At 70.5% G+C, this 12428-nt stretch carries 14 protein-coding genes; 12 read left to right on the top strand and 2 right to left on the bottom strand.

Annotated features, from left to right (window positions below; translation table 11 throughout):
* The first annotated feature begins 1 nt into the window (after position 1).
* The 10 genes from DFR74_RS19230 to DFR74_RS19275 all read left to right on the top strand — a co-directional run bounded on the left by DFR74_RS19230 (position 2) and on the right by DFR74_RS19275 (position 8707).
* The gene (locus DFR74_RS19230) at positions 2 to 1492 is read left to right on the top strand and encodes an MlaD family protein (protein WP_067507192.1); all 1491 of its coding nucleotides are present in this window, start codon (positions 2 to 4) and stop codon (positions 1490 to 1492) included.
* Positions 1492 to 2514 carry an MlaD family protein gene (locus DFR74_RS19235; RefSeq protein WP_067507061.1) on the top strand — a complete coding sequence of 341 codons (1023 nt, stop codon included), beginning with the start codon at positions 1492 to 1494 and terminating at the stop codon, positions 2512 to 2514. Before DFR74_RS19230 ends, DFR74_RS19235 begins: the two co-directional genes overlap by 1 nt.
* Entirely contained in the window at positions 2511 to 3506 is a 996-nt protein-coding gene (locus DFR74_RS19240; RefSeq protein WP_067507058.1) for an MCE family protein, read from the top strand. The genes DFR74_RS19235 and DFR74_RS19240 overlap by 4 nt, the downstream gene beginning before the upstream one ends.
* Complete coding sequence (locus DFR74_RS19245) at positions 3503 to 4576, top strand: MCE family protein (RefSeq protein ID WP_067507189.1); 1074 nt, start codon at positions 3503 to 3505, stop codon at positions 4574 to 4576. The genes DFR74_RS19240 and DFR74_RS19245 overlap by 4 nt, the downstream gene beginning before the upstream one ends.
* A 35-nt stretch (positions 4577 to 4611) precedes the next feature.
* Entirely contained in the window at positions 4612 to 5655 is a 1044-nt protein-coding gene (locus DFR74_RS19250) for an MCE family protein (RefSeq protein ID WP_325050984.1), read from the top strand.
* Positions 5652 to 6890 carry an MCE family protein gene (locus DFR74_RS19255; RefSeq protein WP_084537469.1) on the top strand — a complete coding sequence of 413 codons (1239 nt, stop codon included), beginning with the start codon at positions 5652 to 5654 and terminating at the stop codon, positions 6888 to 6890. The genes DFR74_RS19250 and DFR74_RS19255 overlap by 4 nt, the downstream gene beginning before the upstream one ends.
* A 23-nt stretch (positions 6891 to 6913) precedes the next feature.
* The gene (locus DFR74_RS19260; protein ID WP_067507052.1) at positions 6914 to 7447 is read left to right on the top strand and encodes a hypothetical protein; all 534 of its coding nucleotides are present in this window, start codon (positions 6914 to 6916) and stop codon (positions 7445 to 7447) included.
* 80 nt (positions 7448 to 7527) lie between these two features.
* Positions 7528 to 8115 carry an SRPBCC family protein gene (locus tag DFR74_RS19265; protein ID WP_170160777.1) on the top strand — a complete coding sequence of 196 codons (588 nt, stop codon included), beginning with the start codon at positions 7528 to 7530 and terminating at the stop codon, positions 8113 to 8115.
* A 25-nt stretch (positions 8116 to 8140) separates the two neighbouring features.
* Entirely contained in the window at positions 8141 to 8485 is a 345-nt protein-coding gene (locus DFR74_RS19270) for a phage holin family protein (protein WP_084537468.1), read from the top strand.
* 6 nt (positions 8486 to 8491) lie between these two features.
* On the top strand, positions 8492 to 8707 hold the full coding sequence (locus DFR74_RS19275) for a hypothetical protein (RefSeq protein ID WP_067507042.1): 216 nt from the start codon (positions 8492 to 8494) through the stop codon (positions 8705 to 8707).
* 4 nt (positions 8708 to 8711) lie between these two features.
* Here the strand turns inward: DFR74_RS19275 and DFR74_RS19280 are convergent, their stop codons facing one another.
* Both DFR74_RS19280 and DFR74_RS19285 read right to left on the bottom strand, forming a co-directional pair.
* A complete protein-coding gene (locus tag DFR74_RS19280) occupies positions 8712 to 9914 on the bottom strand; it encodes an NADH:flavin oxidoreductase (protein ID WP_067507039.1) in 1203 nt (400 codons plus the stop codon).
* Complete coding sequence (locus tag DFR74_RS19285; RefSeq protein ID WP_067507036.1) at positions 9914 to 10480, bottom strand: TetR/AcrR family transcriptional regulator; 567 nt, start codon at positions 10478 to 10480, stop codon at positions 9914 to 9916. Before DFR74_RS19285 ends, DFR74_RS19280 begins: the two co-directional genes overlap by 1 nt.
* A 336-nt stretch (positions 10481 to 10816) precedes the next feature.
* Between DFR74_RS19285 and DFR74_RS19290 the strand changes: the two genes are divergently transcribed.
* Complete coding sequence (locus DFR74_RS19290) at positions 10817 to 11668, top strand: ABC transporter permease (RefSeq protein ID WP_232331696.1); 852 nt, start codon at positions 10817 to 10819, stop codon at positions 11666 to 11668.
* Positions 11665 to 12426: an ABC transporter ATP-binding protein gene (locus DFR74_RS19295; RefSeq protein ID WP_067507030.1), complete on the top strand. Its 762-nt coding sequence runs from the start codon at positions 11665 to 11667 to the stop codon at positions 12424 to 12426. The genes DFR74_RS19290 and DFR74_RS19295 overlap by 4 nt, the downstream gene beginning before the upstream one ends.
* Positions 12427 to 12428 lie beyond the last annotated feature (2 nt).

Genomic DNA, 12428 nt, shown 5'->3' on the forward strand with positions numbered 1-12428 from the left:
CATGATCATCGATCCGAGCGGACGGGGCCCGTCGGCGGTCCGGCTCGCGGTGCTCGGTGTCGCCGCCGCGACCGCGCTGAGCGCGGTGGTGGCCGGACTCGGCCTGCGCTACACGGGCGCGTTCACCGACGACATCTCCGTCACCGCGGTGCTCACCGGCACCGGGGACGGACTGCCCGAGCATGCGGACGTGAAATTCCGCGGCTTGCTCGTCGGGCGCGTGGACGAGGTGGGCATCGTCGCGAAGGGGGAACGCCTCGAGGTGCTGCTCGCGCTGAAACCCGAAGTGGTGTCCTCGATTCCGGACACCGTGACGGCGCGGGTGGTGCCCGCCAACATCTTCGGCGTCACCGCGATCGAGCTGGTCGACAACGGCGCCGCCCCCGCCGGGCTGCGGGCGGGCTCGACCGTCCACGAGGACACCGGCGAGGCGACCACCCAGCTCCAGACGACGCTCACCACGCTGCGCACCGTGCTGGACAGCATCCAGCCCGAGCGGCTCGGCCGGGTCCTCGCGACGCTCGCGGACGCGCTCGATCCCGCCGCGCGGGTGCCCGGCTCCACCGTCGAGCGCCTGGACCGGTGGACCACCGAGGTCCGCGCCGCGCCCGGGATCGGTGATCTACTCGGCGATCTCGGGGCGGCCGCCGCGGCGGTGAACCGGTCCGCGCCCGAATTGATCGACGTGCTGGGCGAATCCGTCACCGCCGCCCGCACGATCACCGAACGGCGCGCGGCGGTGATCGACCTGCTCGCGACCGCGGGCGGCACGGTCGACACCGTCAACGCCCTGTTCGCCGCCAATCCCGACGCGGGCAAGGAGCTGGTCACCGGGCTGGACGAGACCTTCGGCGCGCTGGCCGCCGATCCGGACGCCCTCGCGGTGACCATGGCCAATCTCGACGACGCGCTCGGCAGGCTCGCGACGGTGTTCACGTGGGGCCCGAACAACCAGATGAACTGGTCGATCGACGTGACGTTCACGCCGTTCCGCCGCTACACCGCGGCCGACTGCCCCCGCTACGGCGAGCTGAGCGGGCCGCGCTGCGGTGGGCCGACCGTGCCGGAGACGGAGGTACCGCAGGAGTTTCCGCCGCAGTTGCTGCCCCGGCGCGTGGAAGCGGCCGGGCCGCAGGGGGTTCCGGCCATCCTCGTGCCGGGCGCGATTCCCGGATTGCCCGGGGCCCTCGCGCCACCAGGGTCCCCCGAGGCGCCCGGGGAGATTCCAGGCGCACCTGGGATGCCCGAGACGCCGAGTGCGCCCGACGTACCGGCGATTCCCGGCCTCCCGCCGATACCGGGTCTGCCCGAGATCCCCGGCCTCACCGCGCCCGTCCGCCCCGCTGCCGCCACCGGCCCGGTCCGCGGCACGGAGGCGATGACCACCTTGCTCGGCCGCCGTCCGACGACGGCCCAATGGTTGCTGCTCGCACCGGTCCTGGCCGACGGAACCCTCACCGTCGACGCCCATCGGACGGGGGAAGCCCGATGATGACCATGCGCAACGCCGTGCTCAGCATGGCCCTCTTCGTCGCCGTCGCGCTGGTCGCCGGGTACACGATCTGGTCCACGCTTCAACGTTCGGTTCCCGGCGAAACACACACCTACACCGCCACGTTCGGTGATGTGCTCGGCCTGCGCGTCGGCGACGACGTGCGGGTGGCGGGTGTGCGGGTCGGCCGGGTCGACGAGATCGGACTCGACGCCGACCGCGAGGCGCGGGTGGTGCTGCGGGTGCGCGCCGACCAGCGGCTCACCACCGCGACGAAGGCGCTGATCCGCTACCAGAACCTCATCGGCCAGCGCTACGTGGCGCTGGCGCCCGGCGACGGCGAGGGCGAGCCGCTCGCACCCGGCGGTGCGATCCCGTTGGCGCGCACCGAATCCTCCTTCGACGTCTCGACCCTGCTCGCCGGGTTCGAGCCGCTGTTCAGCGTGCTCCAGCCCGAGGAGATCAACTCGCTGTCGGAGACCCTGGTCCAGGCCTTGCAGGGCGACAACGTCTCGCTGAGCGCGCTCATCACCCAGGCGGCCGGGCTGGCGAGCACCTTCCGGGAGCGCGACGAGATCATCGGCGCGGTGATCACCAATCTCACCGGCGTCGCCACCGGACTGGCCCACCGCAGCGGCGAACTCGAAACGCTCATCACGCAGTCGCGGACCCTGGTCACCGGCCTCTACGAGCAGGGGGAGGTCCTGAAGGATGCCTTCCACCGGATCGCCGAGTCCACCGACGATCTCGCGGCACTGGTCGCGCAGATCCAGCCCGGGATGGCGCGCGCCCAGCGCGACGCCACGACCGGGGTCGAGCTGCTGCTGTCGAACGGCGCGCGACTGGACCGGGCCGCTGTCGAATTGCCGTACGTCCTGGCGGGATTGGCGCGCATCAGCGGCAACGGCGCCTACATCAACTCCTACATCTGCGGTCTGGACGTGTCGCTATGGGGCGTGCTGTTCCCGCCCGGCGTGCTCGCCCGGATCGGCGGGAACACGCACTCGGAGGTGTGCCGATGAGACAACGATTCACCGACAGGCAGTTCTGGCTCGGCATGGCCGGCGGCGTGGTGGTGCTGGCGCTGCTGATCGGCTCCGGTCTGCTCACCAGGGCGGGCATCGGGCAGCGCACCGTGTACGCGGAGTTCGCCCAGGCCGCGGGATTGCGGGTGGGCAACAGCGTGGACGTCTCGGGTGTCGCAGTCGGCACGGTGAAATCCACACGGTTGCAAGGAGACCGCATCGTGGTCGGTTTGTCGATCGACCGGGGGCTGGCGCTCGGGCCCGACGCGAGCGCCGCCATCGAGATGTCCACGATCCTCGGCAAGATGCACGTCGAGCTGGAGCCGGGGACCGGCGACGGCCTGCCCGGGGACCGTATTCCCCTGGAACGCACCAGGGTTCCGTACAACCTGTCGAAGGTGATCCGGGATCCGCGGTACAAGGACTCCTTCGAACACATCGAACGTCTCGATCCCGACGCGCTGCGCGAATCGCTGGAGGCGGTGAACCGGCAGATGGGTGATTCGCCGCGGCTCACCGCGCAGGCGCTGGACGCGGTCGGGGTGCTGGCGAAGGTGGTGGCCGACCGCCGCGACGAGGTGGACAGCCTGCTGCGCGGCATCGACGCCGTCTCGAACCTGGTGGCCGAGAACCAGAACGGGGTGTTGCTCCTGCTCACGCGCGGTCAGGCCATCGGCGACGCCATCGGCGCGCGCCAGGACCTGCTGCGCCAACTGCTCGACAACGTGGCCGCGGCGTCACAGGCGTTGCGGGACATGGGTGTCGAGAACGACGGGCAACTCGGCCCGCTCATCCAGAGCCTGAACACCATGTCGGAAGGGCTGGAGAAGAACCGCGAGAACCTGGACCGCCTCTACCAGCTGATGCCGGTCACCTTGCGGCAGTTCACCAATACGGTCGGCAACGGCCCCTACGGAGAGGTCTACATGCCGTGGCTGTTCCCCGACAACTGGTTGTGCCTGGTGCACGTGGTGGAGGGGTGCCGATGATCCGCGCGGTCGTGCTGTGCCTGGCGGCGACGGTCGCCGCAGCCTGCGCCACCCTGCCCGGCGACCTCGGCGCGGTGCTGGGACGGTCGATCCACGTGACCGCCGATTTCGACAGCGTGGCCGGGCTCTACGTCGGCAACGAGGTCGCCGTGCTCGGCCTGCCCGTCGGCGAGGTGACCGCGATCGAGCCGAAAGGCGACTACGTCCAGGTGGTGATGCGAATCGACGGTGACGTGCCGGTGCCCGCCGACGCCATGGCCGCGCTGATCTCGCCCCAGCTCATCACCAACCGGCACGTCGAGCTCAACCCGGGCTACACCGGGGACGGGCCGACCTTGACCGACGGCGCGCATATCCCGTTGGCGCGCACCAGGACTCCGGTCGAACTGGACCGCATCCTGCGGAACTTCGAAGAGCTCGGCGCGGCATTGCAGGGCAGTGCCACCGAGGGCCCGATGGCGAGCCGCGTGCTGTATCCGCTGCTCGACGGCAACGGCGACCGGATCCGGGAGACCCTGGACGCGCTCGCGTCCGCGTTCGAGGTGTCGCTGGCGAACAAGGACCAGATCTCCAACACCATCACCAAACTCACCGAGATCACCACTGTGCTGGCCGAGAACGACACCACCGTGCGGGAATTCAGCGCGCGGCTGACCGAGCTCATCACCCTGATGGCCGACCAGGCGCCGGGCCTGCGGGCGGTGCTCGCCCAGATCGACGCGTTCGTCACCAATACGAGCGCCGTCGTCGCCGAGAACCGGGTTCCGCTGACGGCGGCGCTGAATCGTTTGACCACCATCACAGCCCAGATGCGTTCCAACGCAAGGGGTCTCACCGAAGTGGTCGATGTGGCGCCGCTGTTCTTCGAGAACTTCGCCAACGCGGTGAGCACCGAGAATCGCGCCCTGCGACTGCACCTGCTGACCGATAAGTCGTTGCTGGACAACGAACTTCTCGCCCTGTTCTGCGAACGGGTGCAGATGCGGTCCGACGGGTGCCGCACCGGGAAGCTCACCGATTTCGGGCCCGACCTGGGCCTGACCCTCGCGCTGACGGGACTGCTCCGATGAGGCGCCGGGCCGCACGGGCTCTCGCGGCGCTCGGAGTGTCCCTGTCGATCGCCGGGTGCGCGGTCACCGTGGACACGGTGCCGCTGCCCAAACCCGGCGTGGAGGGGCCCAGCTATCGGCTGCGCGCCATCTTCGACAACGCGCTCAATCTCCCCGAGCGCGCCCGCGTGAAGATCGGCGGCACGGATGTCGGTGTGGTGGAAGAGATCCGGACGGTGAACTTCCTCGCCGAGGTCGATCTGGCGATCCGTGCCGACATCGCCCTGCCCGAGGGCACCCGCGCGGAGCTGCGCCAGGCCACCCCGCTCGGGGACATCTTCATCGCCCTGACGCTGCCGGAGCGCGGTCCCGACACCGAAGTCCTCGGCGACGGCGATCTCATCGACCGCGCGCACACCTCGGCGGGCGCGTCGGTCGAGGAGCTGATGTCCTCGCTGTCGATGCTCATCGGGGGCGGTGCGCTCAACCAGGCGGCGCGCATCACGAGCGAGATGAACGCGATGGTGGGCGGGCGCGGTCCGCAATTGGCGCACCTGCTCACCGAACTCACCGCCACGCTGTCGGCGCTCAACGCGCGCACCGGTCAGATCGACGGCCTGCTCGACGGGCTCGGCGCCCTGACCACCACCCTGAATCAGCGCAAGGAAGAGCTGGGACGCGCCGCCGAGACCTTCCCGCCCCTCATCGGCGTCCTGGCCGAGAACAACCGCGCCATCGCCGATCTCACGGCGAAGGTGGCGGTGACCATGGACGCCCTGGGCGATTTCACGGCGACCACCGGACCGGAGTTCGTCTCGCTGTTCGACAGCGTGCAGGCGCTGATGACCGGATTCACCCGCATGGGCGACCATCTCGCGGGGACGCTGGAAGGCCTGCACACGATCTATCCCTCGCTGCTGGCGAGCACGGAAGGCAACACGCTGGCGATCGGCGCGACCATCTCCTATCTGAGCCTGAGCGCGCTCACCGACCCGGAGGCGGGCAAAATGCCCGACGTCGGCGATGTCGGCGCGTTCGCGGGCAGTCTGGCCGAGGTGCTGGCCCGGGTGCTGGCGCGGGTGCAAGGCGGGCACCGATGAACGAGCGGCGCGAACAACTCGTGGCGCTGGCCGGATTCGCGGCCGACCTCGCCGCCGCGGCGGTGGTGGCGCTGGCGGAATGGGCGCGCCGCCACACGACGGCGTTCGCCCTGCTGGGGCTGATCGGTATGTTCCTGCTCGGCTGCGGCTACCTCGCGGTGGACGTGATCCGGGTGGACCCGTTGCGCGAGACCTACCGGGTGCGGGTGGCATTGCGCGAGTCGGGCGGTCTGTTGCCCGGCAACGATGTGACGGTGCGCGGCGTGCGCGTGGGCACGGTGCGCGCGGTCGAACTGACGCCCGGTGGCATCGAGGCGACCGCCGAGATCGACAGCCGATTCCGGATCCCCTCGGAGGGAACGGCTTCCGTGCACCGGCTGTCGGCCGCGGGGGAGCAGTACCTCGACTTCCGGCCCGCGACGGGCGGCGGCCCCTTCCTGGCGGACGGGTCGGTGATCGGTGTCGATCGCACCGCCACGCCGGTGACGATCAACTCGTTCCTCACCAACACGGGCGCGCTGATCTCGGGACTGAATCCGGAGCGGCTCAACGTGATCGTGGCCGAACTGGATCGTGCCCTCGCCGACGGGCCCGACCGGTTGCGCACGGTGATCAGCGGGATCAGCCAGGCGATGGCCGGGCTCGACGGGAGGTTGCCGCAGACGAAACAGCTGATCGCGAACCTGTCCGTCATCGCCGAGACCACCACGCACGCCCAGCCCGATCTCGGCACCCTGGTGCGGGGCTCCGGGGCGCTGTTCGAGCAGCTCACCGCCGCCGACGCCGAGGTGCGGCGCCTGCTCGAGCTGGGCCCGGGACAGCTCGCCACGCTGGGCGGGGTGGTGGCCGAGACCAGCGACCCGATCACGAACCTGGTGACCAACTTCGTCGCCATCACCCGGGCGGCGCGGTTGCGGACCCCGGCCATGCGGGCGCTGTTCCCGGCCATGCGCGCCGGATCGGCCGTGATGGGTGTGCCCGCCCACGGCAACGCCTTTCACACCATGCTCGACATCTGGCCCCGTCCCACCTGTGAGTACGAGACCATCCCGGTCTCGCCGGCGCAGGTCAGCGACGGACGGGTGCGACTGCACAACTACTGCGTCCTGGCCGATCCCGGTGCGCAGGTGCGCGGTTCGGCGAACGCGCCGCGACCCGCGCTGCCCGACAACGGTTCCGGGCCGCCGCCCGATGTGACCGGCGACGAACTGTCGGTGCCGTTGCCCGCCAAGTGAACTCCCCGACGAAAGCAGCGCGAGTGACCAGCGAATCAGATCTTCCCGAGAAGTCCACCTCCCGCCGCGCCCACGCGCTACCGGTCGCCGGTGTGGTCGCCGGACTGGCTGGCCTGGGCGCCGCCGCCTGGTTCGGCATGCAGAAGGCGCAGACCGACGCCCTGTCCGAGGCCCGGGACGCGGCCCGGCGGGCGGCCTGCGCGTACGCGCCCACCCTGGCCTCCTACGACGCGGCCAACCTGGACACCTATTTCGCCGCCGTGCTGGCCGGCGCCACCGGCGCGTGGCACGACGAATTCGACGCCACCAGCCGGGATCTGCGCGAGGTCCTGGAACAGGGCCGGGTGGTGTCGACGGTGGATTCGGTGCAGTGCGCGATCGAGTCCGCCGACGAGTCCGCGGCGCGCGCGGTCGTCGTGATCGGCCAGACCATCACCAGCGCCGGCACCGCGGGCGAGCCGCGGCCGGGACAGCTCGCGGTGGGCCTGTCGCTGCGCAAGGTCGGCGACGCCTGGCTCGTCGACGAAGTCAGCTCACCGGCCCTGCCGCGTCCGTGAAAGACGCTGCCGGGCACTCCGATTCCGCCCACCGACAACCACCGAACCGATCGGCCGCACTCATGGAGAAACGTTCACTCATGGTCAGACTCGTCATTCTCGCCCTCGTCGCCGCGGCTTTCGTGGCCGCGCTCGTCGCGCTCGTCACCGCGCTCGTGCTACGCCGCCGTGCCCAGCGGGTGGTCAGGAACGAGATCGCGCCCTTCCCGGACCGCACCGTCGCCGAATTGGCCGAGCTGCGCCCGACATTCACGATGACGACCGACGTCCACCTCGATTCCCCGCCCGAGCGGATCTGGACGGCGTTGGAGGAGGGCGCGTTCTCGTGGATTCCGTTCATCCCCGGTATCCACTACCGCGGCGCCGACCGCACCCCGGGTGCCGTCCGCACCCTCGACGCCGTGTTCTTCGCCGCCGACGAACAGGTGCTGCGCCGGGAAGAGCATCGCAGGCTCACCGTCGTCGGTATCCGCACCTCCGTGCCGCTGTTCGTGCAGAGCTACGTGGCCGACTTCCGCTTGACCGCGACATCCGACGGCGGCACCGACCTGTCCTGGACCGTCGGCGGCCGGCCCGCCCTGTTCGCGTTCCTCCCGCTGAGCTGGACCGCGCCGTTCATCCGTCCGTTCGCGAAGGTCGTCCTGCGCAGGCTGACCACCGCCCTCTGAAAATCTGTGAAAGGCAAGCCATTCCATGGACAGAACAACTCACCACCGACACGGCCCGGCCGGTCGCACCGGTGACCTGAACGAGGCGCTGCTACGCGTGAGCGCACCGGTGCGCCGGCGCTGGCGTCGCTTCCGCGCCGACCTCGTCGACGCCGCGAAACTGGCCGTGCTGGGCGCGCTCCTGCTCGGCTTCGCCGGTCTCGCGGTCCTCAGCGGCGGCTATCTGCTGGTGGGCTCGGGGATCGAGGCCCTCGCGCAGTGGATGCCGCACTGGCTCGCCACGCTGACCTGCGCGCTGGTCCTGCTGCTGACCAGCGCGGTGAGCGCGGGCCTGGGACTCCTGGCGATGAGCCGGATCCGCCGGCGGTGAGCCGCCGTGGCCCGCACCGTTCGCGCCTGTCACTGTCGCGAAGTCCTGAACTACTTCGGGCACTGCGCCGCCTGCGGGTATCCGGCCCGCGCCGACCTGGTCACCACCGTCTACACCGACGGCTCGCAGACCGCCACGCTCGTCGCCACCTGCGGTCTACCGTGCGGGTGGAGCGGCCCGGTGCCGCTCACCACCATGACGCCGCGCGATCCCTCGGTCTAGTGCGTCAAACACGCTGGGAGTCTTGGGATCCGGCGAGAGCGGCGTGGTCCAGCCGGAACACGCAGCGGGTGCCGGTGTAGATGGTCGGCATACAGCGGTTGCAGTGCGTGCACGCCGAGCGCGTGGTGGCGTCGGCGCGAATGCGGTGCAGCAGGCCCGGTTCGCGCAGCAGCGCGCGGCCCATCGCGACGAACTCGAACCCCTCGGCGCGGGCGAGGTCCATGGTGTCGAGGTCGGTGATGCCGCCGAGCAGGACCAGCGGCATCGACAGTTCGCGGCGGAACTGACGGGCGCGCTCCAGTAAATAGGCGTCGTGGTACGGGTATTCGCGCAGGAAGCCACGGCCCACGAGTCGGAAGCCCCAGCGCGCGGGTCCCGGAAGCACCGCCCCGAATTCGCGGCGCGGGGCGTCGCCGTGGAAGAGCAGCATCGGGTTGAGCAGGGAACTGCCCGCCGTGAGTTCGAGGGCGTCGAGGGACCCGTCGGCCTCCAACCACGCGGCGACGCGCAAGGATTCGGGCACGGTGAGGCCTCCGCGCACACCGTCCTCCATATTGAGTTTGGCCAGAACGGCGAGGCGCCCGCCGACGGCCTCGCGGACGGCGCGGGCGATCTCACGGGCGAATCGCGCCCGGTTCTCCGGTGATCCGCCGTACCGATCCTTACGGCGGTTCAGCAGCGGGCTCAGGAACGCGCTGGCCAAGTAGTTGTGGCCGAAATGTATTTCCACCGCGTCGAATCCGGCCTCCTCGGCGAGCAGCGCCGCGCGAGCGTGCGCTTGGACCAGCTCGCCGATCTCGGTTTCGGTGGGCACGTGCATCGCCCGCATCGAGAGCGGACTGAACATCCGGCTCGGGGAGAGCGCGGGCGCGCGGTTGGAGGCGGCGTTGGCGACCGGGCCCGCGTGGCCAAGCTGCGCGCTCGCCGCGGCCCCCTCGGCATGCACGGCGTCGGTGAGCGCGCGGAGTCCGGGTATCGCGTCCGGGCGCATCCAGATCTGTTTGCGGTCGGTGCGACCGCCGGGTGCGACGGCGCAGTAGGCGACGGTGGTCATCCCGACGCCGCCCGCCGCGACCTCACGATGGAACCGGATCAGTTCCTCGGTGACCAGCGCGCCGGGCGTGCGTCCTTCGAAGGTCGCGGCTTTGATCACCCTGTTGCGCAACGTGATCGGGCCCAGGCGGGTGGGGGTGAAGATATCGGACATCACGAATCACCTTCCGGTGCGGTCAATCCCGCGATCACGAAGTCGCGCAGTGCGGCGCGCGCCCGCTCGGACGGCCCCTCCGGTTCCGTGCCGAAACGCAGGATGATCAGGTCGAAGGCGAGCGACCAGCGCCGCCTGCTCTCCGGCTCGCGTAGTCCCGGCAGCAGTCCGGTCCAGGAGTCGAGCCGGAACCAGGGCTGTCGCCACAGCAGCGGGTGCCGCCCGAGCACCAACTGCGCCAGCAACCGCAGGTGCAGCCGCCCGGCCGGATCCGCCGCCAGTTCGGTGAACGGCGCCAGGATCGCGTCGACCACCGCCTCCACCGTGGCCGGACCCTCGGTCGCCGCCGCCAGCCGGTCCGCCCACAGCGGCCCGAGCCGATCTTCCAGCAGCGCCGCGACCAGCGCTTCCTTCGAGCCGAAGTGGTAGTGCACCGCCGCCGGATTCATCCCGGCCTCCGCGCACACCAACCGCACCGACACGTCCTCGTACCGCTCGGTGAGCAGCAACCGCTCCGCCGCGCTCAGCAACCGCTCACGGGTGCCCACCGAAACCTTCCCAGCCATGCGCCCTAGTAGAACGCGTTTCAATCGATATTTCAAGCAGTGATGGAAAATGAGTTCCTGGACTGCCGCTCACCGGCCCTGTAGGGGGCGCACCTGACCTCTCCGGCCCGCACCGAACGAGTCCGTCGCGCGGCTCACCACCGGACTGGTTCCGAGTGACGACGCCCGGCGAACCATTCCGATCACCCTGATCGTGGTGGCGGATTGTCCGCGCGCGCCCGGTGCCAGCGGCGGTTTTCCCGCGCGCCCGGTGGCGTAGCAATTTCGCGTGCCTTCGGGAAATCCGGGCGTAATGGCCGCTGCTTATAAAGTTCGCGACGCAGAAAGGTGAATGGCGTGAGCACGGAGACACTCGACGGACCGGCCGTCCTCGTACGCCCGGCCGTCCGGCAGGCGGTCGGGAGAAGATTGCGCGAGCGAGGAATTCAGCGCGGCGCGGGGAAGATCGTCTCCGCGGTGGCGGGCGTGGCGCTCGTCGCGGTGATCTGGAGCGCGATCCGGGCGGCGGGCGTCTTCCCGCCGGTGCTGTTCCCCGGACTCGCCGATGTCGGCCGCGCCGGTCTGGCCATGTGGCGCGACGGCACGCTGGCCGCCGATATCGGCACCAGCCTGACCAGGGTGGTTCGCGGTCTCGCGGTCGGGTCGCTGGCCGCCGTGGCGGTGGGCACGCTCACCGCCACCACCGCGTTCGGCCGCCTGGTGATGCAACCGGTCCTGCGGTTGTTCGCCCCGATCCCGACGGTCGCGCTGGTGCCCCTGGCGATCCTGTGGTTCGGATTGGGCGAGCAGAGCAAACAATTCGTCATCGCGCTCGGCGTATTCGTCCCGGTGTGGATCAATACCCATTCCGGGTTGTCCACCACACCGGCAGACTATTTGAAAGTCGCGCGCTGCACCGGCGCGTCCCGCACGGCCACGCTGACGCGCATCGTGCTGCCCGAGGCGCTGCCCGATATCGTCACGGGTCTGCGGGTCGGCGTCGCCACCGCGTTCGTGCTCATCGTCGTCGCCGAAATGACCGGGACCACCTCGGGATTGGGGTACCGGATCGCGCAGGCGCAGTTGTTCTCCCAGGTCGACCGGATGCTGTTCTGCCTCGCGGTCCTCGGCCTGGTGGGCGTGCTGTGCGACCAGATCGTCGCGACGGTCGCGGCCCCGTGGATCCGTTGGGCGCAGGTGCAGCGATGACCGGCGAACTGCGGGCCGAACACCTCACCGTGCGCTTCCCCGGACGGCGCGACCCGGTGCTGCGCGATGTCTCGCTGCGCGTCCCGGCCGGGTCGATCACCGTGCTGGCCGGGCCGTCCGGCTGCGGCAAATCCACGCTGCTCGACTGCTTCGCCGGCCTGCTCACACCGTCTGACGGCGCGGTCACCGAGGACGGCGTGCCCATCACCGGCCCGGATCGCCGTCGCGGCGTGGTCTTCCAGCGCGACGTGCTGTTCCCCTGGTGTAGCGTGCGCGCCAATCTCGGCTTCGCCCTCGCGGCGGCCGGCGTGCCGCGCCGCGAGCGCGCCGGGCGGGTGGCCGAGCTGCTGCGCACCGTGCACCTGTCCGCCGACGTGGCCCGCCGCCACCCGCACGAACTGTCCGGCGGGATGCGCCAGCGCGTCGGCGTCGCCCGGATGCTGGCCTGCGCCCCCGAGGTGATGCTCATGGACGAGCCGTTCGCCGCGCTGGACGCCCAAACCCGTTTGCACATGCAGGATCTGGTGCTCGAGATCTGGGCGGCCTCGGCGCGCACCGTCGTGTTCGTCACCCACGACGTGGACGAGGCCATCCGGCTCGGCGACCGCGTCGTCGTCCTCGGCGACGGCGGTGTGCGCGCCGAACTCGGCAACCCGCTGCCGCGCCCGCGCCCGGCCGACCGCCTCGCCGAACTCCCCGGGTACAGCGAAATGCGCCGCACGCTGCACCACCACATCGGCGGCGTCGCCGTCTCCTGAGT

This window comes from Nocardia puris, from assembly GCF_003315035.1.
Taxonomy (GTDB): Bacteria; Actinomycetota; Actinomycetes; order Mycobacteriales; family Mycobacteriaceae; genus Nocardia; species Nocardia puris.